Genomic DNA, 25,691 nt, shown 5'->3' on the forward strand with positions numbered 1-25,691 from the left:
GCGATCGCGGTGACAGACGGGAGAGGAAACTGCGGCCTTCGGAATCGAGGGTTGAGAGAATTCAGAACGCTCCGAGGTGGTCCCGCACCAGGGCGAGCAGCCCATCGGGATTGTCGACATGGAGCCAGTGGCCGCCGTGAAGCTGATGGGTGTGTACGCGGCCGTTCAGGCGCGCCGCGCGCAGCCGCTTCATGTCGCCGGCCAACAGGACATCCGACTGATCCGCCCGCACGACGTGGATCTCGGAGGGAGGGAGGGGGGTCTCGATCACGTCCCACAGGTCGCGCCGGAAGTAGTCCGCGAGGAGTTTCTCCATCTCATCGGGGTCGAAGCGCCAGCGGTATCCGCCGTCCCCGAGGACGAGGTTCGTCGCGAGCCAGTGCGCCACGTGCGCGGCGAACCCCTCGGCTTCGACCGCGGCGACGGCGTCGAGCCGGGCCGCGAACGGACCCGGATGCCGGCGCACCGTCCGCAGCAGCCGGGCCGCGCCGCCGCCCGGCGAGCGGCGCCCCGGCGATGCGTCGATCACCCATACCTGGCTCGGCGTGACGGCCGCCGCCATCATCAGCGCCACCTTGCCGCCGAAGGAGTGCCCCAGGACCGCGTCCACGGGCCGTTCGAGCGCCGCCGACAGCCCGAGGAGGTCGTGCACGCACGCCCCCAGCGTGTGCGGCGGTTCGAAGCCCCGCGAATGTCCGTGCAGTCGCAGATCGACGAGCACGGCGCCCCACTCGGGGCGCCCGGCGACGAGGCGGCGGGCGAACGAAGCCCAGTTGCGGCCCGTCCCGTAGATGCCGTGCAGCACGTAGAGCCAGCGCCGGGCACTTGCTTCCGCAACGGTGTACTGGTGCAATTGTGGTCGAGGCACGGAATATGGTCCCTCCACAGGGGTCGGCTGTAAGCGTGACGTGGCTATCGGATACCTCACCGCGAAAACGTAAGGGGGCCCATGTGCCTCAACGAGCCGTTCGCGAGGCGGGCGGGCCGATGAACCGACGGCGGTGGCGGAGCCTGGGCGCGCACGCGGTCAGCATCGGGGAGAGGGCAAGGAGCGGCGCAACCTATAACCCCTTGTCACGGAGCGTCATCCAGTGCCCCTATGAGACTTATGCACGGCTGCGCCGGCGCAGCCCGGTGCATCGAAGCGCGATTCTTGGAAGCTGGGTGCTGACGCGCTACGAGGACGTACTCGCCGCGGCGAAGGATGACGAGCGCTTCTCCAACGATCCGAGGTGGCGGGGAACGACCCGGAGCGTGCTCCCGCCGGCCCCGGATGACTACAGCATCCTGCTCGTGGACCCCCCCGAACACACGCGGCTGCGCAGGTGCGCTGCCAAGGCCTTCTCGAAGGCGCACTTGAAGGCATTGCACGAGACCATCGCGCACACCGCGGCTGAGCTCATCGAGCGGGCAGCGCGCCGGCGAACGATCGACTGGATCGCCGAGGTGGCGGAGCCGCTCGCCATGCGGGTGATGCTGGCGATGATGGGGCTTTCCAGGAACGAACACCACCGCTGGGAGGTATGGTCGCGGAGTCGCGCCCGGCTACTCGAGCTGATTGCAACACGCGGGGAGCGCAACACCGCACACATCACCGGCTCCGAGATCCGGCGCTACTTCATGACGCTGCTGCGTCAACGGATGCAATCGAACGAGGACGATGCCATCAGCACGCTGGCAAGGCTGGCTGCCACGGGCGATGGGATCAGCATGGTTGAAGCCTGCGACATGCTGAGCGTGCTGATGATTGCCGGCAACGAGACCACGACCAATCTCATCGGGAACGGGATGCTGGCGCTCGTGCGCAATCGAGAGCAGATGCAACGCCTGCGCGAAGAGCCTGACCGGGTGCGCGATGCGATCAACGAGATGCTGCGCTTCGATAGCCCGGTGCAGACGGACTTCCGGATCGCAAAGGCGGACGTGATCGTGCGGGGGCGGACGATCAGGACCGGCGATGGAGTGATCCTGCTCACGGGATCGGCCAACCGGGACGAAGCTGCGTTCGAGAATCCCGACACCTTCGATATCACGCGCGAGGGCCCCAGGCACGCATCGCTTGGACACGGCGTCCACCAGTGTATCGGCGCCGAGCTCGCGCGCATGGAGGCAAGCGCCATCTTCACGGAGGCGCTACGCACGCTCGGCACGATTGAACTCACGGCGCGCGAGCCGTACTACCGGACATCGACGGTGATCCGAGGGCTCGCCGCGCTCCCTCTGCGTGTCGCGGCGTGAAATTCGTCCGTTGGACTCGGGGCACGCCACCGTCGGACGCCTTCGAGGCGGCGCCCGGGCTCCGGAATCCCCACCTGCAGACCGTGGTGGGGCGCATCGTGCGCCGGCGCCTCGATCCCGGGTACGACCGGGTTCGGCTCGACACCGACGATGGCGACTTCATCGATCTCGACCTGTGGAGAGGGCCGGAAGATCCGGCGGGTGTGTGTCTTCTCCTCCACGGGCTCGAGGGGAGCGCCCGCTCCGGGTACATCGTGTCCACGAGCGAGGCGCTGGCCGCCGCGGGCATCAAGGCCGTGGCGCTCAACTTCAGATCTTGCAGCGGCGAGCCGAATCGCCTGCCGCGGGCCTATCACTCGGGGCAGACCGACGACATCGAGCGCGCGCTGGCCTGGATCGCGGAGCGTTACCCGGGAGTACCCCGTGCGGCCGTCGGATTCTCCCTGGGCGGCAACGCGCTGCTCAATCTGCTCGGTCGGGACCCGTCCGAATGCGGCCTCCGTGCCGCGGCCGTCATCTCGGTGCCCTACGACCTCGCGGCGAGCGCTGCGGCGCTCGACCGGGGCCCGAGTCGTATCTACGGCCGACGCTTCCTGCGCAGCCTCCGGTCCAAGGCACGGGAGAAGGCGGCGAGGTTCCCGGACGCGGTGGGCCCCGGGGCGGCGAGCGCCCGCACGCTCCGTGAGTTCGACGACCTGCTGACAGCGCCGCTACACGGCTTCCGCGACGCCGCGGACTACTACGAGCGCTGCAGCTCCGGACAGTTCGTGGGGTCGGTCACGATTCCCGTACTCCTCCTGCATTCACGGGACGATCCCTTCGCGGCCGCCGCTTCGATACCGGTGGAAACGATCCGGCGCCAGCCGAATCTGTCGCTTCATCTCACGGAACGCGGAGGACACCTCGGCTTCCTCGACCGCAGATTGGGCACGGGTCCCGGAGGCTGGCTCGAGCAAACGATCGCCGGATACATCTCCGCCGCGCTTTCTGCCGCGGGCGCCGCTGGCAACGCCGGAGGGTCTCAGGTTGTTTTATAAAGGTTGTGTCTGTCGTGGCGGTTCGCCCCACGTTCGTCGGTCTCATTGAATGGAAGGTTCTCATGCGCGTTCCTACTCGACTCGCGGCTGTACTCGCGGCTGTCGCGCCGGCCTTCGCTTGCCTCGCGCAGCCCGTCGCCGCCCAGGGGTTCGGCCGGGGTGTCGCGGTCTCGTCCGGCCAGGTTCTGATCGCCGAGAGCGGCGGTCCGACCTCGACCGGCGTCGTCTACGTATACGAGAAAGGCCCCGATGGCTGGGCAGTCTCGGCGGAACTGGCCCCCTACGCGGCTGAAGCGGGCGGCGGTTTCGGGACCTCGCTCTCGGTCGATGGCGACCGGATGCTCGTCGGCTCACCCGGGGCGGCCTACGTATTCGAGCGAAGCGAGGATGGCTGGGAGGAAGTCGCGACGCTGCATGCGGCAGACGTTCCGGAGGGATTGTCGTTCGGCACGGGCGGCGCGGTCGCGGGCGATGTCGCCTTCGTCACGGCTCTGGGCCTGGCAAGAAGGCGCACGGAGCCGGGCCCCCCGGGTCGTGTCTACATCTTCGAACGGGACGACTCGGGATGGAACGAAGTCGGGTCCGTGGCATCTCCGGAGGCAGCGGGCGGGGACCAATTCGGCAGGGCGATCGTCACGGATGGTGAAGTGGCGGCCATCGGCGCCCCGGGGGCCACCGTCGGGAACGCCAATCGGGCGGGAGCGGTCTACTTCTTCACGCGGGGCGATGACGGAATGTGGGCGGCGGCGGGTGAGCCCCTGACGGCGCCGGACGCAAGCGAGGGCGCGGGGTTCGGGAGCGCCATGTACGGCGAGGACAGGGAGAGCGGTTTCCGGCTCATGGTCGGGGCCGGTGGCGCGGGGGGCGTGGGCGTCGCGTATGCGTTCACGCCGGAGGGTGACGACGCCTGGACTCCCGCCGGCCGGTTCTTCCCGCCCGTCGTCGGCGGAGGCGGAGGGGGCCGGTTCGGTGGCGGCTTCCCGAGCTCCTTCGCGGGGATCGACGGTGAGCTCTGGATCGGCGGCTCCGGCGTGGGCGCGGGGCGTGAGGGGCAGGTTCTCCGCTACAGCAGCGACGAGAATGGCGGCCTCGGGCTCGCGGGCATGCTCAACGCCTCAAACCGGGACGAGGGCGACGGGTTCGGCGCGAACATCGCCGTCGACGGCAACGTCGCGGTCGTGGTCGCGGACGGGAAGGACCACCGGATGGGCACCGCCTACATCCTGGAGCGGCAGGGCAGCGAGTGGATGGAGGCCGCCGAGGTGTGGAGCGACGCGACGAACTACGCCGCGGTCAACGGACACGAAGTGGGCTGCGAGGAAGGTGTCTCGGCGGACTTCGACTGCAGCGAGATCAACATCCTCTCGTTCATGCCCGTGCAGACACTCGGGGCCAACCGGGGCACGCGGGTCAACGACGTGTGGGGCTGGACGGACCCGCAGACGGGCCGCGAATACGCCCTCGTCGGGCTCACCGACCAGGCCTCGTTCGTTGACATCACCGACGCCCAGAACCCGCGCTACGTCGGTCGCCTCCCCATGACGGAAGGGGCCCGCGGCAGCGTGTGGCGCGACATCAAGGTCTTCCGGGACCACGCCTTCATCGTCTCCGACGGCGCGGGCGAGCACGGGATGCAGGTCTTTGACCTCACCCGGCTCCGCGACGTGGGCAGCGAGCCGGTCACCTTCGAGACGGACGCCCACTACGAAGGGATCGCGTCCGCGCACAACATCGTGATCAACGAGAGCACGGGCTTCGCGTACAGCGTGGGGTCGAGCGGCGGCGGCGAGACCTGCGGCGGCGGCCTCCACATGATCGACATCAACGAGCCCACCGAGCCCACCTTCGTCGGCTGCTTCGGGCACACCGGCACGGGGCGGCGGGGCACCGGCTATTCTCACGACGCCCTCTGCCTCAACTACGACGGGCCCGACCGTGAGCACGCCGACAAGGAAATCTGTTTCGGCTCGAACGAGACGGACATCTCGATCGCGGACGTCACGGACAAGGAGAACCCGATCCCGCTGTCGACGGCCAGCTATCCCAGCGTCGGCTACGCCCACCAGGGCTGGGTCACGGAGGATCACCGCTTCTTCTATCTCGGCGACGAACTTGACGAGATCGTGACGCCGTTCGAGGGCACGCGCACGATGATCTTCGACATCAGCGATCTCGACGATCCGGTGCTCGTCAAGGAGCACTTCGGCGAGTCAACGGCGAGCGACCACAACATGTACGTGGTCGGGGACCTGCTCTATCAGTCGAACTACAACAGTGGTCTCCGGATCCTGAACGTGAGCGACCCCGAGAATCCAACGGAGGTCGGCTTCATCGACACGGTGCCGTATGCCGAGGGCCCGGCGATGGGCGGCTCGTGGAGCAACTATCCGTACTTCGCGAGCGGCACGATCATCGTCACGAGCGGGAACGAAGGCCTGTTCATGGTGAAGTACCAGAGGCCGGTACTGGTCCCCTGACGCCCGAGGGGGTAAATCCCGACGGACGGTAGTCTTCGGGGTTGTCTGCGAATCACGGGTCGAGTCACGGATGATGATGAAGAGGCTCATGAGCGCCGCGCGGCCCGGCTTCCTCGCCCTGGGGATCGCCGGGCTCGCGGCCATCCATGCGGGAGGGGCGGTCGCGAGGCCGACCTCCGCGTCGGCTGCGGAGGGCCCTTACCTCTATGTGGCGAACCAGGAAGCCGCGGCCGTGACGGTGATCGACCTGGAGACGAACGAGGTCGTCGAGGTCATCGACCTCGAGGCGATGGGCTACGGCGCGAACGCGAAGCCGCACCACATCGCGGTCGAGCCGGACGGGTCGTTCTGGTACGTGTCGCTGATCGCGGCCAATCAGGTGCTCAAGTTCGACCGGGAAAACCGGCTCGTCGCCTCCGTCGAGTTCGAGCGTCCGGGCCTGCTGGCGCTCCACCCTTCCGAGCCGTGGCTCTTCGTGGGCCGGTCGATGGCGGCGGTGAACCCGCCGCAGCGCATCGGCCGCATCGACCGGACGTCGATGGAGGTGGAGGAATACGACGTCTTCATCCCGCGCCCGCATGCGCTGCTCGCGAGCCCGGATGGTGACTGGGTGTACGTCGGGAGCCTCGGGGAGAACTCGGTCGTCACCGTGGGGGCCGAGAGCGGCGAGGCCGAACTGCTGCGGCTCCCCGGCTCGGGCGAGATGCCCCACGTGCTCGTGCAGTACGCGATCTCGCCGGACGGGCGGACGCTGGTCGCAACGGCGGAGATGACGGCGAAGCTCCTCGTGTTCGATGTCTCCGAGCCGACGGCGCCCGCGCTCGTGGGCGAACTCGACGTGGGGGCGCGGCCCTGGCACCCGAGCTGGTCCGCGGACGGACGCTGGATCTGGTTCGGCAACCTGGGCGCGAACGAGGTGACGCTGGTGGATACCTCCGACTGGTCCGTGGCCGCCGTGGTCCGCGGCGAGGGTCTCGCCGAGCCCCACGGAAGCGCGCTCTCCCCGGACGGCTCGAGGCTCTACGTGGCCAACCGCAACGAGACGGGCAGTTACGAGTCCTCGGACCGCATGGGATACGACGCGCCGGGCGGGACGGTCGTCGTCATCGACACGGCGACGCGCGAGATCATCGACGTGATCGAGACGCCCCCCTACGCGTCCGGCATCGGTCTCGCCTCCCAGCCGCGATGAGGACCGCCGCGGCATGAGCGACCAGGGCCTGGACAGAAGCGACGCGGTGCCACTGTGGACGCTTGCGGCGGCTCTCCTCGTCGCAGGATGTGCCTCGGGCGCCGGCTCCCCGCCGTCCGGCGCGGAGCCGACCGCAGAGGAGCCCGCAGAGGCGCCCGCGGAGGAGCCCGGGTTCACCCGGTCCGTCACGCCCTTCCCCGTGTTCGACGAGGCCGGGGAGCCGTACGAGATCCCGTTTCTCGGCGGGTTCAACGTGCCGCGCCCGCAGTGGGTGGACATCGACGGCGACGGTGACCTCGACCTCTTCGTCCAGGAGACGACGGACCGCTTGATGTTCTTCGAGCGGGAAGACACGCCCGAGGGCCACCGGCACACATGGCGGCCGGAGGCCTATTCGGATCTCGAGGTCGGCGAGTGGTTCCGCTTCGTGGATGTGGACGGGGACGACGATCTCGACCTCCTCGCCGAGTCGCCGTTCAGCTACATGAGGCTGTACCGGAACACGGGCACGACGGGCGGCGCCGTGTTCGAACTCATCGCGGACACGCTCAGGGACACGCGCGGGGAGGCGATCTTCTCGGACCGCCAGAACATCCCGAACGCGGCGGACATGGACTGCGACGGCCGGCTCGACCTCCTCATCGGACGGCTCGTGGGGACCGTGACCCGCTACGAGGCCACGGGCGCGATCGGGGAGAACGCGTCGCCCTTCCGGCACGTCACCGACCGCTTCGAGGATATCGAGATCATCGCCGACCCGGCCGCGGCGGGGGGCGTGCCCCCGTTCGACGACTCGGACGGTCCGGGGAGCGATGGCGACGGGCTGCGCCCCACGCACCACGGCGCGAACACGATGGCGCTCGCCGACTTCGACTCGGACGGCGACACCGACATGTTCTGGGGCGACTTCTTCGAGGCCGGGCTGCTCCTGATCGAGAACGCGGGCTCGTGCGAGGCCCCGAACCTGCGGGTGGAGCCGCGTCCCTTCCCCATCGACGACCCGATTCGCACGAGCGGCTACAACGCGCCCACCTTCGGCGACTACGACGGGGACGGCGACCTCGACCTGCTGATGGGCGTGCTCGGCGGCGCGTACAACGCGAACACCACGACCGCCGACAACCTCATGCTCTTCTCCCAGGAATCCGGCGGGAGCTTCGAACTTCGGAGCCGTCGGTTCATCTCGCAGATCGACGTGGGCAGCGAGAGTGTGGCGTCGCTCGTGGACCTCGACGGCGACGGGGACCTCGACCTCCTCCTCGGCAACAAGATCGACCCGAGCGACATGACGAACTCGCACGTCTTCCTGTTCGAGAACGAGGGGACCGCGACGGAGCCGACCTTCCGGCGGATGGGCCGCGTCGAGCTTCCGGGGGCCTATCACAACGCGCCGGCGTTCGGCGACCTCGACGCGGACGGCGACCTCGACATGCTGCTCGGTACGTGGCGCGACGAGATCCGCTACGTGCGGAACGACGGCTCGGCCGCGGAACCCCGATTCACGCTCGTGGACTCGGCGTTCGTCGAGATCACGCGCGGCAGCAACGCCACGCCGGCGCTCGGCGACCTCGACGGAGACGGAGACCTCGACCTCATGATCGGGGAGTCGTCCGGAGCGCTGAACTACTACGAGAACCTGGGTTCCGCCTCGAGCCCGAGCTTCGAATTCGTGAGCGACGAGTACGAGGAGATCGACATCGGCCGCCGGAGCTTCCCCAAGCTGCTCGACCACGACGGGGACGGAGACCTCGACCTCATCGTGGGTACCGAATCCGACGGGATCCGCTACTTCCGGAACGACGGGGACCGGACGTCTCCGAGCTTCGTCGAGGCCGACGGCCACTTCCCCGCCCCCGAGGCGCTGCCGCTGTTCGCGACGCCGGAGTTCGGGGACCTCGACGGCGACGGCGACCTCGACCTCGTTGTCGGCGCCGCGGGAGGCGGACTCTACTACTTCGAGCGACGCTGAACCGCGACAGTGCAAACGACTGCCTGCTGGAGGATCTACCTAATGAATAGAATGCGAACGTTCCTCGCCGCGGCCGCCTGCGGCCTCCTCCCGGCAGGGGCTGCGGCCGCCCAGGAGTTCGGTGGCACCGTCGTGCTCAGCGAAGGGAGGATCTTCGTCAGCGAGCCGATCGACCCCGCCTCCGATCCGCAGAACCCGGCGACGTCGACGCCCCGTGCGCTCTACGTGTACGAGCGCTCCGGCGATGGCTGGGAACAGACCGGAACCCTGCGCGCGCCCGAGCATGGCGGCGCGGACTTCTTCGGGCGCTTCATCCTCCCCGATGGCGACCGCCTGCTCGTCGGCGCGACGGCGCTCGACCAGAACGGCGACGGCCAGAGTGACGGCAGCGTCCTCATCTACCGGCGTTCCGCCGACGGCTGGGAGTTCGAGCGCTACCTGCGGCCCGAGAGCATCCCGCTGGGGACGTCCTTCGGCCGCTTCGCCTCCCTCGCGGGCGATCTCCTCGTGGTGACGGCGCTCGCGTATCAGGGGAGCGGCGGCGCGTGGGTGTTTGAGCGCGGCGCCGATGGCGAATGGGTCGAGCAGGGGATCCTGACGCCGTCCGACCCTGATCCACAGCTGGAGTTCTTCGGCTGGGGCGCGCACACTGATGGTCGGCGCGTCATCGTGGGCGCCTTCGCCGGCCCGCAGCGTCCCGGCGCCGCGTACGTGTTTGGACGCGACGCGAGCGGCGAGTGGGTTCAGGAGGGGCGGCTCGCCCTTACGGGTGACGAAGTCCAGCCCGGCGCGGCGGTCGTGCTCAACCGGGCTGCCTCCGTCTCGGTGGGCGTGGAGGGTGACCACGCGATGCTGGGTCTTCCCGGCCTGGATGCCGGTGCGGGCGAGGTCCTCTTCTACGAGCGGCGACCCTCGGGTGACTGGGTGCGGAGCGGATCGCTGGTGGCCTTCGACCGTCGGCCCGGCGCCGGCTTCGGCGCGTCCTTCGCCGCCCACGACGGGGAACTGTGGATCGCGGCACCCGGGGCAGACATGTTCGGCGCGATCTATGCCTTCGCCTGGGACGCCGAGGCTGGACGCTTCGGCTCCGCGACCAAGATCAATGCGGGCGCCGGCACGGACGCCGGCGACGGGTTCGGACTCTCGGTGTCCGCGTCGGGCGACATGGCGATCGTCGGCCAGCCGTGGGACGACGCGTCGCTGGGGTCGGCCGTCGTGTTCGAGAACCGGGACGGACGCTGGACCGAGACCGCGAAGATCTTCATTCCGGAGGCGCGCCGTCCGCTCGCGACGCTGGCGGAGGTCGAGTGCGGTGACGACGGCATGGCCGACCAGTTCACCTGCGATCAGGTGGACGTGATCTCGTTCCTCCCGCTCGATGAGATCGGCGGCACCGACCGCGGGATCGAGACGAACGATGTGTGGGGGTGGACGGACCCACAGACCGGCCGCGAATACGCGATCATCGGCCGCACCGACGGCACCGCGTTCATCGACATCTCGGATCCGGCGGCGCCCGTCTATCTGGGCAACCTTCCGAAGACGCCGGGCTCGCTGACCCAGTCGTGGCGCGACATCAAGGTCTACTCGGACCACGCGTTCGTGGTGGCGGACAACGCGGGCGAGCACGGGATGCAGGTGTTCGACCTCACGCGCCTACGCGACGTGCGGGACGCGCCGGTCCAGTTCGACCCCGACACGGTGTACGAGGGGATCGCCAGCGCCCACAACATCGTGATCAACGAGGAGACCGCGACGGCGTACAGCGTGGGTTCGAGCGGCGGGGGCGCGACGTGCGGCGGCGGGCTCCACATGATCGACATCCGCGATCCGAAGGCGCCGAGCTTCCTCGGCTGCTTCGCGCAGGAGGGCACCGGCCGCGGACAGACCGGGTACACACACGACGCGCAGTGCGTGAACTACCACGGGCCGGACGCCGAACACGTCGGGAAGGAGATCTGCTTCGGGGCCAACGAGACCGCGGTCGTGATCGCCGACGTCACGGATCGCGACAACCCTGTCTCGCTCGCCACGGCCGATTATCCGGCGGTCGCCTACACGCACCAGGGCTGGCTCACCGAGGACCACCGGTACTTCTATCAGAACGACGAACTCGACGAGATGGCCTCCGTCGGCTCGGCGCAGCAGACGGGGACGGAACCGGACATGGAGGCCAGCCGCACGCTCATCTGGGACGTGTCGGACCTGGACGACCCGGTCCTGGTGAAGGAGCACTTCGGAGAGACGTTCACGATCGACCACAACCTCTACATCGTGGGCGATCTCATGTACCAGTCGAACTACGTGAGCGGGCTGCGCGTGCTCGACATCAGCGATCGCGAGAACCCGCGCGAGGTCGGCTTCTTCGACACGGTGCCGTGGGACGAGTCCGTCACGTTCGACGGTTCCTGGTCCAACTACCCGTTCTTCGCGAGCGGGACGATCGTCGTCTCCAGCGGCAAGGAGGGCGTGTTCTTCCTCAGGTACCGCCGGCCGGAACTCGTGCCCTGAGGGAATCGCGGCGCGTGACCACCGCGGCCGGCCGGCCGCTGGCGGCGCGAGGACTCGCGGTTCTCGCAGGGTTGGCGGGCTGGGCCTGCTCGGATGGAACAGGCCCGGCCCCTGCTCCGCCCACGCCGCCGGAGCCCCCGCCGCCGGAGCCCGTCGGCTTCGCACTGGCGGCGAATACGGTCCTGAGCGGGCTGGATCAGCCGGTCTTCCTGACCGCGCCCCCCGGCGATTCCCGCCTCTTCGTGGTCGAGAAGACCGGCCGCATTCGCATCGCGGACGGCGGCGGACAGCTGCTCGGCACGCCCTTCCTCGACCTGTCCGGGCAGGTGGGCACGGCGTCGGAGGGCGGCCTCCTTACGATGACCTTTCACCCGCGTTACGCCGAGAACGGCCGCGTCTTCGTCTACTACACGGACACGGACGACGACACGGTGGTGGCTCGCTACACCCTCTCGGGCGACCCCGGCCAGCTGGACGCCGGCTCGGCGAAGCAGATCCTGACGCTCACCCAGCGCCGGACGAACCACAACGGCGGGATGCTCCAGTTCGGCCCCGACGGCATGCTGTACATCTTCTTCGGCGACGAGGGCGGGGCGGGCGACCCGTTCGGCAACGGGCAGAACGCCGGGACGCTGCACGGTTCGATCCTCCGCATCGACGTGGACGGAGGCGACCCCTACGCGATCCCCGACGACAACCCGTACGTCGGACAGGAAGGGACGCGCGGAGAAGTCTGGGCCATCGGCGTTCGGAATCCGTGGCGGTCCACCTTCGATCCCGAAGGAGATGTCCTGTACGTGGCGGATGTCGGCCAGAACGAGATCGAGGAAATCAACGCGGTGCCGGCGGGCGCGGCGGGGGTCAACTACGGCTGGAACACGATGGAGGGCTCGACGTGCTTCCAGAGTTCCGGGTGCGACATGTCCGGCCTCACGCTTCCGGTGCACGAGTACGGCCATGGCGGCGGGGCCTGCTCGGTGACGGGAGGGTACGTCTATCGCGGCTCACAGCTTGCGGAGATCGTCGGTCACTACTTCTACTCGGACTTCTGCACCGGCTTCCTGCGGAGCTTCCGGCTCGATGGCGGACAGGCGACAGACGAGAGAAGCTGGGACGTGGGGAGTCTGGGCGCGGTGTCCTCGTTCGGCGTCGACGGGTCAGGCGAACTCTACGTGGTGGACATCGCCGGCTCGGTGGCCCGGCTGGAACGCCGCCAACCCTGACTCCGGCGGCGGCGCCCCTGGCAGCGGGGCCGTCAGAGCCCGAGCGTCACGCCCACCTGAAAGAGCATGAAGTCCGCGTCCGAGGCGATCGGGGTGAACGACGTGCTCCCGACCCCGTCCTCCACGATGCTGCCCGGCACGAGGTACTCCGTCCGGCCGTGCCGCCGATACTGCGCCTCGAGTCTCAGCATGAGGGGGTTCCCGGAGCGGTTGAGACGGATCGCGAGCCCGCCGCCCAACCCGTAGGCCGGACGGACATCGTCGAAGTTGACCGTCGTCCCCGAATCGAAGGACTCGAACAGCTCCCACCGCTCGACCGAACTCACGGTGAAGAAATAGCCGAGCCCGACGAATCCGTTCACGTAGGGCTGGACCGGACCGTACGGGAGCCGGATTTCGGGTCCGAGGCCCAAGTAGCCGATGTTGTGGCGGGTGACGATGTCGGTCATGATCCGGTCCGTGGCCGCGAACACGGGGACGCCGAGGGTCTCCGACCCGTAATTCAGGTATCCGGCGTCGAACCGGACCCGGAAGGCGGGGGCATCCGGGAAGCCGAGCGTGGCGTAGAAGCCCGCGCCGAAGCCCTCGTCGATGAGGGCGCTGAAGTGGCCCTGCGGCGACATGACCGCGAAGAGCGCACCCAGTTCCCAGCGCGCGCCGCCCCCTCGCGAGGGCGGGTCCGAGAAAGGTGCGCCGCGGTGCTGTGCCGCCGCGGCCGCCGGGCCGAGCGCCATCAGAGCGATCAGTCCAGCCGCAATGCCACGCACGTTGGATCCGCGTCTCCGCGAGCGCATGTTCTCCTCCGCAGTCTCCTGAACTTCCGTCCGGTCGGGTGTGCGTCGTCCAGTAGACTACCGATCCTGGAACCACGTCACAACTCCGACGCCGGCCGGTCTCACAGCGTGATCTCGCCGGAGAGGTAGAGGGCGGCGCGGCCCGCGATCGTCACCCGGGCGCCGAGGTGGCGACAGATCAACTGCCCGCCGCGCGCGCTGATCTGCCGTGCTTCGAGCGGGGCCTCCCCGCGGCCGAGCCGCTCGGCCCAGTACGGGACGAGCGTGCAGTGCGCAGAACCCGTCACAGGGTCTTCCGGCACGCCCACGCTGGGCGCGAAGAACCTCGACACGAAGTCCGCGCTCTCGCCCTGGGCGCTCGCGATGATCCCCAGGCGGTCCAGGCCGCGCAGCCGGGCGAAGTCCGGCTTCAGCTTGCGCACGTCGTCCTCGGCGTCGAACACGGCCAGGTAGTCCCGCTCCGAGGCCAGGACCTCGACGGGCTCGGCGCCCAACCCCCCGACGAGCGCGCGCGGGGCCTCGCGCGGTACCGCCGGGCGGGCGGGAAAATCCATCACCAGCAACCCGTCTTCGCCCCGCCGCACGACCAGTTCTCCGCTCCTCGTCTCGAAGCGCAACGTGCCGCGGTCCGTCTCCAGCAGGTTGAAGATCACCCATGCGGTAGCCAGCGTCGCGTGCCCGCACAGGTCGACCTCGGCGCGCGGCGTGAACCACCGGAGGCCGAACCCCGCGCCGTCGGGTACGAAGAAGGCCGTCTCGGAGAGGTTGTTCTCCGCCGCGATCTTCTGCAGAACGTCGTCGTCCAGCCAGGAATCGAGCGGGCAGACGGCGGCGGGATTTCCCTCGAACGGATTGTCCGAGAACGCGTCGAGCTGGTAGAGAGGGATCCTCATGCTTTCTCCGTGAACGGTTTCTCCGTGGCGGCTCGGGCCGGGCCCGCCTCCCCCGCACCTCGAAGCCTCCCGGCCGCGGCGGCGGGCGCCCACACGGGGTCAGAATAGCACCGCGACCACCTCCGCCACGACCCGGGTTTCACGGCGGGACGCCGTGCCGGTAGATTCGCCCCCCATCGGGGGCGGACGGCGGCGGGGCCGCCAGGAGACGGGCGGACCTGGAGGAGGGTTCTGACATGCCGGTTGAGATTACGGGTTACTGGCTCGCGAAGACCGAGCCCGATGTGTATTCGATCGACGATCTTGCGCGGGATGGCGAGACCGAGTGGGATGGCGTGCGCAACTATCAGGTCCGGAACTTCATGCGCGACCGGATGAAGCCGGGCGAGAGAGTCCTCATCTATCATTCCAACACGGCCGTGCTCGGCGTGTATGGCGTGGCGGAAGTCGCCGGCCGCGCGCATCCGGACTCGACCCAGTTCGACCCCCGGAGCGGGTATTTCGACGCAAAGTCAAGCCCCGACAACCCCCGCTGGTGGTGCCCCGACCTGCGGTATGTCGAGACGTTCTCGACCCCGGTGACCCGACAGATGATGAGAGAGACGACTGGCCTCGAGAGTATCAACGTGATGAAGCGCGGGATGCGCCTGTCCGTCATGCCCGTCACGAAGGACGAGTTCGAGATCATCCTCCGCCTCGGGCGGGGAGACGGCCAGCGGGAATAGGGAGAGGTCCATGTTGTGGTTCCTGATCATATTGGCGGTGATCGCGTTCGTCCTCATCGGCATGTACAACAGCCTCGTTCGGCTGCGCGTGCGGGTGAACAGCGCGTGGGCCGACATCGATGTACAACTCAAGCGCCGGTGGGAACTCATCCCCAACCTCGTGGAGACGGTGAAGGGCTCCGCCGGACACGAGCGCGAGACGCTGCAGCAGGTGATCGAGGCCCGGAACCGGGCCATGGGAGCGCAGAGCCCGGGGGAGGCGGCCGCCGCGGAGGAGGTGCTGACGGGGTCGCTCGGGAGGCTGTTCGCACTCTCGGAGGCCTATCCGCAACTGCGGGCGGCCGAAGCGTTCACCGGGCTCCAGGGTTCCCTCGACGAGATCGAGGAAGCCGTCCAGAACGCGCGACGCTACTACAACGCGGTCGTACGCGACTACAACACGAAGACCCGGGTCTTCCCGACCAACCTCCTGGCCGGGCTCTCGGGCCACCGGCCCCGGGAGTTCTTCACCCTCGACGACGAGCGCCAGCGCGAGGGGCCGCAGGTGAGCTTCTCGTGAAGAAGCGATGCCCGAGGCGCGCGGCGGGCGGGGCGGGCGAAGCGACGCTCGTCGCGGCGGTTGCGTTCCTCGGCCTCGCGTGCTCCTTCCCTGCCCCGACAGTCGCGCAGGACGGCCGTTCCTGGCGGCTGGAGAGCTTCCACGCCGACATCCGGGTCCTGGAGAGCGGCACGATCGAGGTGACCGAGACGATCCGTCCGAGCTTCGAAGGCCGGTACAACGGGATCTTCCGCACCATCCCGCTCGAATACCGCGGCTACGGGCTGCGACAGGGGTTCCGGCTCTCCGTCGAATCGGTGACCGACGAGGCGGGGAACGCCCTCCGGTACGAGGCGGATCGCGACGGCAGCTATCTCGAGATCAGGATCTGGATCCCCGACGCCGAGGACGCGGTCCGCACCGTCCGGCTCGCCTATGAGGTGCGGCAGCGGCTCCTGTTCCACGACGCGGACGAGGATGAAGAAGGCGTCGTCGAAGCGTACGACGAGCTGTACTGGAACGTGACGGGGACCGAGTGGCCGGTCCCGATCGATGCGGCGAGCGCCACGGTGCGGCTTCCGGCCGCCGCGACCGGCGTCCGCGCCCACGCCTTCACCGGCGGTTACGGCTCGACGGGGCAGGACGCGGTCGTCGAGGTCGCGGGGGCTCGCGTCGATATACGGGCCGACCGGCCCCTCGCCTTCCGCGAAGGGCTCACGATCGGGATCGGCTGGGATGCCGGCGTCGTGGAGCGGCCCACGGCCATCGGCCTCGCCTCGACGTACCTGTTCGCGAACTGGCCGCTCTTCCTCCCCTTCTTCGCCTTCGCCTTCATGTACCGCCGGTGGAACGAGCGCGGTCGCGACCCGGAGGTCGGGTCCATCGAACCGCGCTACGAGCCACCCGAGCAACTGACCCCCGCCGAGGTCGGCGTCATCATCGACAATCGGGCCGACCTGCGGGACATCACGGCCACGCTGGTGGATCTCGCGGTCCGGGGCCACATGACGATCGAGGAGGTGGAAGAGAAGCGGATGCTGGGCCTGCTCACCGACAAGGACTACGTCTTCCGCCGCACCGACGCCGACGGGGGGACGCTGGCCCCGCACGAATCCGCGCTCCTGGAGGCGGTGTTCGATGGTCGACGCACCCGCAGGCTCTCGGAGCTGAAGGACCGCTTCTACAAGGATCTGCCGCGCCTGAAGTCGCAGCTTCTCGCGACGCTCATCGAGCACGGCGTTTACTCGGAGTCGCCCGCGAGGGTGGCCGGCAAGTACGTGGGGCTCGGGTTCTTCGTCGGCATCGCCATCTTCTTCGGCGGACAACTCGTGGAGCGGACGCTCCTGCTCGCACCGCTCGCCATCATGCTGGCCGCGACCTTCTCCGCCCTCGTCATCATCGGGTTCGGCTGCTTCATGCCCGCGCGCACGAAGCGCGGGACCGAATTGCTGCGCCAGGTGAAGGGGTTCGAGGAGTTCCTCACCCGGGTCGAGGGCGAGCGCTACCGGCGGATGATCACCGGTCCGGAGATGTTCGAGAAGTACCTCCCGTACGCGATGGCGCTCGGCGTCGCCGGGCAGTGGGCGCGCGCCTTCGCGGACCTGTACCGCGAGCCGCCGGACTGGTATCGCGGGCACGCCTTCCAGGCCTTCAACGCCCACGTCTTCGTGTCCAGTCTCGAGGGCATGTCGGTGGAGACACACGGCGTCATGCAGTCCGCCCCGCGCAGCGCCGGACCGCGGAGCGTCGGAGGCTCGAGTTTCTCCTCCGGCGGAGGGTTCTCGGGGGGTGGCTTCGGGGGTGGCGGCGGAGGCGCCTTCTAGAGGCACGTTCCAGAGGCACGTTCCAGAGGCACGTTCCTGGAATCCGGGAGAGGAGAATTCATGCGGATTTCGGTCGGTGACCGCGTGGAACCGTTCACGCTCGCCCACGAGGCCGGAGGCACGATCGACCTGGCGGACCATCTGGGCCGCGAGCGGATCGTCCTCCTGTTCTTCCCGTTCGCCTTCACATCGGTCTGCACCGCGGAACTCTGCCGGTTCCGGGACGACTGGCCGGCGTTCGCGGCGCTCGATGCGGCGGTGTTCGGGATTTCGGTGGACAGTCCCTTCGTCACGTCCCGCTTCAGGGCCGAGGAAGACATCCCGTTCCCCATCCTGTCCGACTTCAACCGCACCGTTTCGCGAGACTGGGGCGTCCTGTACGAAGAGTTGATGGGGCTCCGGGGGGTCGCGAAGCGGGCGGCGTTCGTCATCGGCAGGGACGAAAAGGTGGCGTACGCGTGGGTATCGGAAGACCCGCGCGTGGAGCCGGACTACGAGGAGGTCCGGCAGGCGGTCGCCGACTCGGCCTGACGCGCCCCGACGCGTCCTGACGCCCCGCCCCCCCCGTAAGCGTTGCGTCGCCGCGCCGATGCGGCAATTCTTATCTGTCTGTCCCCCTTCACGTTCGGGGACGCCGCCGAGGAGCAGCCACGGAGATCAACCCATGTCGATACCGCTCGCTCAGCAGCAGTGCATCCCCTGCCGGGGGGGCGTTCCCCCGCTCGAAGGTCCGGCGCTCGAGACACTGGCCGAGGAACTCGGGGGCGGATGGCGCGTCATCGACGGGCACCACCTCGAGAAGGAATACCGCTTCCCGAACTTCGTCACGGCGCTCGCGTTCGTGAATCGGGTCGGTGGACTCGCCGAGGAGCAGAACCACCACCCGGACCTGTTCCTCGCCTGGGGGCGCGTCGTCGTCCGCATCTGGACGCACAAGATCGACGGGCTGACCGAGAGCGACTTCGTCTTCGCCGCGAAGACGGAAACGCTCGAGCAACCGCAGGCGTGAAATGCGCGACCTCCTCGTTGGCCACTGACGAACAGGGAGACGCCGGGCGTCGGGTCGGCTCGTATCGAGGTGGCGAACCGGGGCCCCTCCTCCTCTGTATCGCCTCCCTGCACGGGAACGAACCCGGGGGCGGCACGGCGCTGGAACGGGTGCTGGGCGAACTCTCCGCGAGCCGCCTCCCGATGCGCGGCGACCTGGTGGGACTGCGGGGCAATCTGCGGGCGCTGGGGGCGGGGAGGCGGTACATCGATGAGGACCTGAACCGGATCTGGCAGCGTGACCGCGTGGAGGCGGTTCTCGCATCGCTGCGGCAGGGGGAGACGGCCGGCGGCGGCGCGGCTCGCGACGGGGACGAACTCCCGATGGTGGGGAGCGCCGAGCTTCTGGAACAGCGGGACCTGCTGGCGGCCATCCGGGACGAGAGCCGGCGCGCCCGCGGGCCGGTCTACGCGCTGGACCTCCATACGACGTCGTCGGACAGCGCGCCCTTCACGACGGTCGGCGACACGCTCCAGAACCGGGAACTCGCGCTCCGGCTTCCGGTCCCGGTGATCCTGGGGCTGGAGGAACAGGTCGAAGGCGCCATGCTCCAGTACTTCGACCGCCTGGGCTGGCGAAGCATCGGCTTCGAGGCCGGACGGCACGAGGCACCTTCGTCCGTCGAGGCACACGAGGACGCGGTGTGGATCCTGCTCGATGCGCTCGGGCTGCTCGAGGCGGGGAGCACACCGGGGTCGGCGGAGCGTCGAGGTCGCCTGGCCCGTCACGCGGAGGGCCTCCCGCGCGTGCTGGACGTCCGCTACCGGCACGCCGTCTCGGAGGAGGACGGGTTCCGGATGCACTCGGGGTTCACGAACTTCGACCGCATCGAGGCCGGCGAGGAGCTCGGCGCGGACCGGGCGGGTCCGGTTCGGGCGGTGCGCGCCGGCCGCATCCTCCTCCCTCTCTACCAGCGGCAGGGGGACGACGGGTTCTTCATCGTGCGGCGGCTGGCCCCGGCATGGCTGGTCGTTTCCCGGTTCCTGCGCCTCATGGGGGCGGACCGTCTCGCGATCTGGCTCCCGGGCGTCCGGGCGCACCCGGAGCGGAGCGACGCCATCGTGGTGGCGCGCCGGGCGCGTAACCGGACCGTGATCGGGCTCCTGCACCTTCTCGGGTTCAAAGCCCGGAGCGAGGGCGGCGGCGGGGTCATGGTGCGGCGCCTCGAGGGGCCCGGGCGCGAACCGGAGACGGACCTGCACGGTTAGCGAGCGTCCGGTGCCCGGCCCGCCGCCGCCGAGAGGAGCCCGCGCGGCCCGCGTCGCGCTCGTGGTCGCCGCGGCCGGGTGGGTCGCGGCCTGCGGGCCGGACAGTACTTCGCCGGAGCCCGGCGAGAACCGGCGCCCGTTGACGGTGGACGCGATCCCCGCGCTGGATCTTCCCCTGCGGCAGCTCGCGAACGTGGGCGTGGCGCCATACTTCCGCGATCCGGACGGCGATGCGCTGACCTTCACGGCGCGGTCGCCGGATGCCGGCGTGGCCCGGGCGTCGGTCTCGGGGAGCGTGGTGACGCTGGAGGGGGTCGGGAGCGGCACGGTCGATGTCGCGGTGACGGCCACGGATCCGGACGGGCTCTCGGCCACGCAGCGCTTCGAGGTCACGGTGGGGGCGGCGCTCGCGCTCGCGTTCGGCGTCGCGCAGGCGCGCGAGGGGGGCTCGGCGTTCCTGGACATCGTGCTGGGCGAGCCCGCGGCGGCGCCTCTCACGGTCCGTTACACGCTGGGCGTGGACGATTCCCGTCTCACGGACGACGCGGATACGGCGGACTACCTGGCGAGCGATTCGGGCTCGGTCGCGGTGCCGGCGGGGGTGAGCCGGGCGAGGATCGAGATCGCCATCGACGACGACGACGAGATCGAGCCGCCGCGCGAGGTCTTCACCGTCGCGCTGGAGCGGCCCGGGAACGGGACCGGCTACGTGCTGGCCTCACCCGCGGCCGCGGTGGTCGTGATCCGGGAGGGCGTGTGCGACCGGACGCCGGCGGTACGGGACGGCATCGTCGAGCGCCTTCGGGCCGACGGCTGCTCCGATCCCGACGCTCAGGACCTTGCCGGGCTCAAGTCGCTGGGGCTGCAGCGGACCGAAGGTGACCCGGTCTCCGATCCGGTCGACCTCCTCACCGAGTTGCGCGAGGACGACTTCAGGGATCTCACCGGTCTCGAGTGGCTCTCGCTCGCGGGCCACCGGCTGACCCGGCTGCCCGCGGCGGTTTTCTCGGGCCTGACCAGCCTGGAGGTGCTGAATCTGGCGGGAAACGACATCGCGGAACTCCCGCCGGGCGTGTTCGCGGGCCGGCACCGGCTGCAGTGGCTCTCCCTGTTCGACAACCGGCTGGAGGAACTGCCGCCGGAGGTGTTCGCGGGGCTCGCCGCGCTCAAGGAACTGTATCTGGACGACAACGAGTTGACAGGGCTCCCCCCCGGCGTGTTCTCGCGCCTCTGGAGTCTGGAGCGGGTGGGCCTGGCGGCGAACCGGGTGACCTTCGCGTTCACGGTGGAGCTGGAGCGGACGGACGACGCGGACGCGACGGCGGGGGGTCCGGTGACGCTGGAGGCCCGTCTCCTCGAGGGCGCTCCGTTCGCGATGAGCCTGCCGCTGTGGGCCCGGGGAGGGACGCTCTCCACCGATTCGGTACTGCTTCGGGCCGGGGCGACGGCGAGCGCGAGCGTGACCCTGACGCCGGACGAGACCTCGAGCGCGCCCATCTCGGTGACGCTCGGGACGCGCGCCGCGCTGTCGCAGCTGTGCCTCGATCGCTGCGATGGCTTCGACATCGTCGCGGGCCACCCGCTTGTGGTGGCGAATCCCGCCGAGGTGGAGGTGTCGGTGCCGACCGTCTATCTCACCCAGGCGACGCAGAACAGGAGCGGGGGCGTCCCCCTCGTCGCGGGGCGCCGCGCGCTCCTTCGCGCCTTCGTGACCGCGGACGAGGCAAACAGCTTTCGGCCGGCGGTGCGGGCCATCTTCTTCCGCGGCGAGGACGAGATTCATCGGGTGACCCTCGAGCCCCCCGTCGGCGGCATCCCGCGCGAGGTCGACGAGAGTCTTCTCGACCGGTCCTTCAACGCCGTGATCCCCGGGGACATCCTCGCACCCGGGGTGAGTCTGGTGGTCGAACCGGACCCGGAGGGGGAAGTGCCGCTGGCGCCTTCGAGTCGTCCGCGGTTTCCGGGCGAGGGGCGGCACGACCTCGACGTGCGGGAGGTACCGCCGCTGCGGGTGACGCTGGTCCCCGTGCAGTACCTGTCGGAGGACAACCGGGGAGTGAACGAGGGGGTGGCGAACTTCGCGGCGGAGCTGGCGGCCGCGGCGGCGGGGGCCGGCTCGCCGACGGCCTCGAGCGTCCTGAGGTACGCCCGCACCGTGCTGCCCGTGCGGGATCTCGAGGTGTCGCTGCGGGAGCCCTACTTCACGTGGGCGGACACGACGGTCGATGGGGTCGCCGGACTCCTGCATGAGATCGAACTGCTCCGCACCATGGAGGCGGGAGACACGGACGAACACTACAGCGGTCTGTTCGGGGTACCGGCCCCGCTCTCGCGGCACCCCGACGCGTTCTGGATCGACGGCCAGGGGCTGCTCGGCGAACGGACATCGCTCACGGGCTCCCACGACGCCGACGGGCGGCTGCAGAAGGCGCGCCGCCTGCAACTGGTGTTCGCGCACGAACTGGGCCACAACCTGGGCCGCCCGCATACGCCCTGCGACGACCCCGTGGCCGACCCCGGACAGGTGGACGCCGACTATCCCCACGTCCGCGGGACGCTCGGCGCCTGGGGTCACGACTTCGGGGAGGCGGAGGGTCCCGGACCCGGTCATCTGTTCGATCCGGAAGGATACCGGGACCTGATGTCCTACTGCCATCCCCAGTGGATCAGCGACTACAGCTTCACGAGGATGCTGGAGTTCCGCCTCGCGGGCGCCGCGCGGCTGGCGGGCGGGCGGACGGCGCGGGACCTCACCCGCCCGCGCGATCTCACGCCTGCGCGGGACGGCGCCGCTCGCCGCGGGACCGTGCTCCTCCTGTGGGGCGGCGTCCGGAACGGGGCGTTGCGGCTCGAACCGGCCTTCGCGCACCCAGCGCCCGCGCGCCTGCCGTCAGCCCCCGGCCCCTACCGACTGTCGGGGCTGGACGCGGCCGGGCGGCGCCTCTTCTCCCTGAGCTTCGCGCCGGACCCGATCGATGGGACGAACCGCGCGTTCACCTTCGCGATCCCCTTCGACCCGGCCTGGACCGAGGCGCTGGACCGCGTCACGCTGACGGGACCCGAGGGCGCGGTGACGCTGGACCGTGGGCGCGGGGGCCGGGCGGCGCTGATCGTCGACCGCGCCACGGGCCGCGTCCAGAGCATCGTCCGCGACGGGGCCGGAGCGCTGCCGTCGGCGCTGGGGACGGCTGGCATCGGGCTCAAGGTAATCCGGGGCCTTCCCCGCTCGCCGACTTCGTCCAACTAGGATCTATCCCCGCCCGCTGCTTCAATGAGGCCGGGGCGAATCCGCCCCGGAGAGGCCTCTGGGTTCGCTGGCAGATGGGTCGGATAGCCACGCTTCAATGAGGCCGGGGCGAATCCGCTCCGGAGAGTCCCTCACATTTTTGAGTGTCATACGGGTGATTCCTCAAAGCTTCAATGAGGCCGGGGCGAATCCGCCCCGGAGAGCACGACCCCGCTGTTCCCCCTTCCGGACGTATCCCCCGCTTCAATGAGGCCGGGGCGAATCCGCCCCGGAGAGCCGTATCTCATCCGTGCCGCCCGGCGCCCTGTAGCGACCGCTTCAATGAGGCCGGGGCGAATCCGCCCCGGAGAGCCGTCCGACTCGCGGACCCAGATGAAACCCTCCTCTCGGCTTCAATGAGGCCGGGGCGAATCCGCCCCGGAGAGGGCTGTTCCTCTGGCACCTACCCCACCGTAACCATCGCTTCAACCCGGATCCTGCGATCGTGGGCGCGGGGCTCGTCCGGGAGGGCGGCCGTAGCCGGGCCGTGGAGGCCTTGACGATAGTGAGATCATAGTTTCGGACTATGGAAAAGCACCGCCCGGGGCCCTACGTTCAGAGGGACTGAACAAGAGTTCACCCCGGAACGGAGGACACCCGAATGGTGCGTGGAAACGACTATACCGGACCGCGCCCGCACGTGCAAGGATCGGCGGCCGCGCTGAGGGTCCGCGGGGGCGGCGGGCGGATCACCGACGCGGGCGGCCTCGTCGTGGTTCGGAAGCTGTGGGACGCGCTGGGGCTGGGCGGCTGGATCGACCGGCGGAGCGGGAACGTCCCCGGCCGCTACCGGCCATCGCTCATGGTCGAGTCGTGGGTGGTGCTGCTCCTGTACGGCGGCGGGGTGATGGACGACCCGCCGCTTCTGGAGCGGCGGGGCGTGCGCCGCATCTTCGGCTGGGCGCGGGTGCCGCACCCGGCCACGTTCGGGCGCTGGTTGCGGGGTTCGGCGGCCGTGCTGTCGCCGCTTCTGGACGAGCTGTTGTGGCGGATGGTGCGGCGGCGCTGGGAGCTGGCCGGCGGGGCGCCGCGGTCGGCGACGATCGTCATGGACTCGACCGTCGTGGTGCGCTACGGGCTGAAGCAGGCCGGGGCGGAGCGGGGCTACAACCCGAAGAAGCGGGGCCGCCCCTCGCACCACCCCCTTCTGGCCTACGTCCTGGAGACGGGCGACTGCCTCGGGGTGCGCTGGCGGCCGGGGGGCGCGCACACGGCCCGGGGGGCGGAGGCGTGGCTGGCCGGGCTGGTGGCCCGCCTGAGGGGGGCGGGGGTGCGGCGGATCACCGTGCGGCTGGACAAGGGGTTCTTCTCCAAGTCCATCGCGCGGCGCATGGAGGAGCTCGGCGTGTCCTATCCGCTCAAGGTGCCGCGGCACGCCTGGCTCGACGGCTTCCGGGGCGCCTGGGAGACCGCCGCCCGGGACGAGGCCGGGGACCGGGAGCTGAGGACGGCCTCCGGCGAGCTGTGGGGCACGCGGCTTCTCTCGGTCGAGAGGCGGAGACGGGTCGGGCCGGACGAGGGAGAACTCGATCTCGCGGCGTGGGAGACCACGATGAGCGCCGACGTTCTGACCAACATCGGGAGCATCGGCCCCGTCGAGGCGTGGCGCGCCTACAACGCGGGCGCGGTCGTCGAGCAGCGGATCGAGGAGCTGGGCCAGCTCTCGGCCGGCCGCACCGCGGTGGACGACCTCGGCGGCAACGCCCTGCTCTGGAGCCTCGCCGTGCTCGCCTACCAACTCCTCCACATCCTGCGCGCGAACTTCCTCGGCGGTCGCTGGCGCGCCGTGCAGCCGCGCGGCATCCGGCTGCGCCTGCTGCGCGCCCCCGCCAGGATCACCTCCCACGCTCGCCGAACCTCGCTCGGGTTCGCGCGCGCCGACCCGGCCCTCGGTCTCCTGCGGCGGAGCCTCCGGACCATCGAGCGGGGTCTCCCGCCGCCCGCCCCCGCCTGACCGGTCCCAACCCCGGCCTTCCGAAGGCGCCGCGCGGCGGCGCCCACTCCCCGTGTCTCCGCGAGCCGTTCGGGACCCCTCCCGAGCCCCGCCGGCCCTCCGCCGAGGCCCGGTCCGGCCCCGAAAACGCCACCGCCCGCGCCAAGTCGCCACAACCGCCGGTCATAATCGCCCTCAGGCCGCCCGACTATGCGCCAACGCAGGATCCGGGTTCAATGAGGCCGGGGCGAATCCGCCCCGGAGAGCGGCGTGGCGGTGAGCGGCGTCCTGGATGACTCGACCGGCTTCAATGAGGCCGGGGCGAATCCGCCCCGGAGAGAGTGGGGGGAGCAGCGGCGCGTCGTCTCCTTCGACATGTCGCTTCAATGAGGCCGGGGCGAATCCGCCCCGGAGAGGCGACAGCCGGTTCGATGTAACGACCTTCGCCACGCGGGCTTCAATGAGGCCGGGGCGAATCCGCCCCGGAGAGACGGAACAACTTAGCACGAGGAAGAAAATGACGAAGCACGCTTCAATGAGGCCGGGGCGAATCCGCCCCGGAGAGACGGCAACCGCTGGCTGGGCAACTAATCACCCAGGAGGGCTTCAATGAGGCCGGGGCGAATCCGCCCCGGAGAGGCGTATGTCGGGTTCGGCACCAAACTACCGTATACCGTGCTTCAATGAGGCCGGGGCGAATCCGCCCCGGAGAGCCGGACACGCTGTTGAAGATCCCGGTCAGCTTCTCACCGCTTCAATGAGGCCGGGGCGAATCCGCCCCGGAGAGTCCTCGACG

General features: G+C 69.7%; 18 protein-coding genes and 2 CRISPR repeat arrays (1 of these 20 cut by a window edge). Of the genes, 15 read left to right on the forward strand and 3 right to left on the reverse strand.

The genetic code is table 11. The features are described from left to right. Positions 1-61: 61 nt before the first annotated feature. Positions 62-868: an alpha/beta fold hydrolase gene (locus tag ACPXY0_RS09140; RefSeq protein WP_423930472.1), complete on the reverse strand. Its 807-nt coding sequence runs from the start codon at positions 866-868 to the stop codon at positions 62-64. A 119-nt stretch (positions 869-987) separates the two neighbouring features. Here ACPXY0_RS09140 and ACPXY0_RS09145 point away from each other — a divergent pair, with 119 nt between their 5' ends. From ACPXY0_RS09145 to ACPXY0_RS09175, 7 genes are all read left to right on the forward strand, one after another. Beyond that, positions 988-2,238, forward strand: coding sequence for a cytochrome P450 (locus tag ACPXY0_RS09145; RefSeq protein ID WP_423930638.1), 1,251 nt, complete (start codon positions 988-990; stop codon positions 2,236-2,238). After that, on the forward strand, positions 2,235-3,275 hold the full coding sequence (locus ACPXY0_RS09150; RefSeq protein WP_423930474.1) for a hydrolase: 1,041 nt from the start codon (positions 2,235-2,237) through the stop codon (positions 3,273-3,275). Before ACPXY0_RS09145 ends, ACPXY0_RS09150 begins: the two co-directional genes overlap by 4 nt. A 62-nt stretch (positions 3,276-3,337) precedes the next feature. Then, positions 3,338-5,752, forward strand: coding sequence for a choice-of-anchor B family protein (locus ACPXY0_RS09155; RefSeq protein WP_423930475.1), 2,415 nt, complete (start codon positions 3,338-3,340; stop codon positions 5,750-5,752). A gap of 73 nt (positions 5,753-5,825) precedes the next feature. Beyond that, positions 5,826-6,944, forward strand: a complete 1,119-nt coding sequence (locus tag ACPXY0_RS09160) for a YncE family protein (RefSeq protein WP_423930477.1) — start codon at positions 5,826-5,828, stop codon at positions 6,942-6,944. A gap of 13 nt (positions 6,945-6,957) precedes the next feature. Further along, a complete protein-coding gene (locus tag ACPXY0_RS09165; RefSeq protein WP_423930479.1) occupies positions 6,958-8,913 on the forward strand; it encodes an FG-GAP-like repeat-containing protein in 1,956 nt (651 codons plus the stop codon). Positions 8,914-8,955: 42 nt separating this feature from the next. Continuing rightward, positions 8,956-11,424: a choice-of-anchor B family protein gene (locus ACPXY0_RS09170; protein ID WP_423930481.1), complete on the forward strand. Its 2,469-nt coding sequence runs from the start codon at positions 8,956-8,958 to the stop codon at positions 11,422-11,424. A gap of 14 nt (positions 11,425-11,438) precedes the next feature. Beyond that, positions 11,439-12,647 (forward strand): PQQ-dependent sugar dehydrogenase, encoded by a 1,209-nt coding sequence (locus ACPXY0_RS09175; protein WP_423930483.1) that lies wholly within the window; start codon positions 11,439-11,441, stop codon positions 12,645-12,647. A gap of 32 nt (positions 12,648-12,679) precedes the next feature. On the opposite strand, the gene ACPXY0_RS09180 is transcribed toward ACPXY0_RS09175, so the two are convergent. Together ACPXY0_RS09180 and ACPXY0_RS09185 are read right to left on the reverse strand one after the other, a co-directional pair. Then, on the reverse strand, positions 12,680-13,441 hold the full coding sequence (locus ACPXY0_RS09180; RefSeq protein ID WP_423930485.1) for a hypothetical protein: 762 nt from the start codon (positions 13,439-13,441) through the stop codon (positions 12,680-12,682). 101 nt (positions 13,442-13,542) lie between these two features. Continuing rightward, entirely contained in the window at positions 13,543-14,334 is a 792-nt protein-coding gene (locus ACPXY0_RS09185; protein ID WP_423930487.1) for a PhzF family phenazine biosynthesis protein, read from the reverse strand. A gap of 236 nt (positions 14,335-14,570) precedes the next feature. Here ACPXY0_RS09185 and ACPXY0_RS09190 point away from each other — a divergent pair, with 236 nt between their 5' ends. The 8 genes from ACPXY0_RS09190 to ACPXY0_RS09225 all read left to right on the forward strand — a co-directional run bounded on the left by ACPXY0_RS09190 (position 14,571) and on the right by ACPXY0_RS09225 (position 24,916). Then, positions 14,571-15,059, forward strand: a complete 489-nt coding sequence (locus ACPXY0_RS09190; protein WP_423930489.1) for an EVE domain-containing protein — start codon at positions 14,571-14,573, stop codon at positions 15,057-15,059. Positions 15,060-15,069: 10 nt separating this feature from the next. After that, entirely contained in the window at positions 15,070-15,618 is a 549-nt protein-coding gene (locus ACPXY0_RS09195; RefSeq protein ID WP_423930491.1) for a LemA family protein, read from the forward strand. Beyond that, entirely contained in the window at positions 15,615-17,420 is a 1,806-nt protein-coding gene (locus ACPXY0_RS09200; RefSeq protein WP_423930493.1) for a DUF2207 domain-containing protein, read from the forward strand. Before ACPXY0_RS09195 ends, ACPXY0_RS09200 begins: the two co-directional genes overlap by 4 nt. Before the next feature lie 60 nt (positions 17,421-17,480). Further along, entirely contained in the window at positions 17,481-17,951 is a 471-nt protein-coding gene (locus ACPXY0_RS09205) for a redoxin domain-containing protein (protein WP_420461887.1), read from the forward strand. Between the two features lie 133 nt (positions 17,952-18,084). Continuing rightward, positions 18,085-18,429 (forward strand): 4a-hydroxytetrahydrobiopterin dehydratase, encoded by a 345-nt coding sequence (locus ACPXY0_RS09210; RefSeq protein WP_420461886.1) that lies wholly within the window; start codon positions 18,085-18,087, stop codon positions 18,427-18,429. A 17-nt stretch (positions 18,430-18,446) separates the two neighbouring features. After that, complete coding sequence (locus tag ACPXY0_RS09215; RefSeq protein WP_423930496.1) at positions 18,447-19,676, forward strand: succinylglutamate desuccinylase/aspartoacylase family protein; 1,230 nt, start codon at positions 18,447-18,449, stop codon at positions 19,674-19,676. 10 nt (positions 19,677-19,686) lie between these two features. Then, entirely contained in the window at positions 19,687-22,923 is a 3,237-nt protein-coding gene (locus ACPXY0_RS09220; protein ID WP_423930498.1) for a hypothetical protein, read from the forward strand. 18 nt (positions 22,924-22,941) lie between these two features. Continuing rightward, positions 22,942-23,348: a CRISPR direct-repeat array (repeat unit 36 nt; unit sequence GCTTCAATGAGGCCGGGGCGAATCCGCCCCGGAGAG). 215 nt (positions 23,349-23,563) lie between these two features. Then, positions 23,564-24,916, forward strand: a complete 1,353-nt coding sequence (locus ACPXY0_RS09225; RefSeq protein ID WP_423930500.1) for an IS1380 family transposase — start codon at positions 23,564-23,566, stop codon at positions 24,914-24,916. A 209-nt stretch (positions 24,917-25,125) separates the two neighbouring features. Next, a CRISPR array of direct repeats spans positions 25,126-25,691; the repeat unit is 36 nt; unit sequence GCTTCAATGAGGCCGGGGCGAATCCGCCCCGGAGAG (it continues 64 nt past the right edge of the window).

Origin of the sequence: Candidatus Palauibacter sp. (genome assembly GCF_965237495.1) — a bacterium.
Lineage (GTDB): Bacteria > Gemmatimonadota > Gemmatimonadetes > Palauibacterales > Palauibacteraceae > Palauibacter.

What these genes read in the sequence shown, in the direction of transcription:
- ACPXY0_RS09185 (WP_423930487.1), bottom strand. Translation starts at nt 14,334, where the DNA reads ATGAGGATCCCTCTCTACCAGCTCGACGCGTTCTCGGACAATCCGTTC.
- ACPXY0_RS09160 (WP_423930477.1), top strand. Translation starts at nt 5,826, where the DNA reads ATGATGAAGAGGCTCATGAGCGCCGCGCGGCCCGGCTTCCTCGCCCTG.
- ACPXY0_RS09205 (WP_420461887.1), top strand. Translation starts at nt 17,481, where the DNA reads ATGCGGATTTCGGTCGGTGACCGCGTGGAACCGTTCACGCTCGCCCAC.
- ACPXY0_RS09155 (WP_423930475.1), top strand. Translation starts at nt 3,338, where the DNA reads ATGCGCGTTCCTACTCGACTCGCGGCTGTACTCGCGGCTGTCGCGCCG.
- ACPXY0_RS09170 (WP_423930481.1), top strand. Translation starts at nt 8,956, where the DNA reads ATGAATAGAATGCGAACGTTCCTCGCCGCGGCCGCCTGCGGCCTCCTC.
- ACPXY0_RS09145 (WP_423930638.1), top strand. Translation starts at nt 988, where the DNA reads ATGAACCGACGGCGGTGGCGGAGCCTGGGCGCGCACGCGGTCAGCATC.
- ACPXY0_RS09180 (WP_423930485.1), bottom strand. Translation starts at nt 13,441, where the DNA reads ATGCGCTCGCGGAGACGCGGATCCAACGTGCGTGGCATTGCGGCTGGA.
- ACPXY0_RS09190 (WP_423930489.1), top strand. Translation starts at nt 14,571, where the DNA reads ATGCCGGTTGAGATTACGGGTTACTGGCTCGCGAAGACCGAGCCCGAT.
- ACPXY0_RS09195 (WP_423930491.1), top strand. Translation starts at nt 15,070, where the DNA reads ATGTTGTGGTTCCTGATCATATTGGCGGTGATCGCGTTCGTCCTCATC.
- ACPXY0_RS09225 (WP_423930500.1), top strand. Translation starts at nt 23,564, where the DNA reads ATGGTGCGTGGAAACGACTATACCGGACCGCGCCCGCACGTGCAAGGA.
- ACPXY0_RS09210 (WP_420461886.1), top strand. Translation starts at nt 18,085, where the DNA reads ATGTCGATACCGCTCGCTCAGCAGCAGTGCATCCCCTGCCGGGGGGGC.
- ACPXY0_RS09165 (WP_423930479.1), top strand. Translation starts at nt 6,958, where the DNA reads ATGAGCGACCAGGGCCTGGACAGAAGCGACGCGGTGCCACTGTGGACG.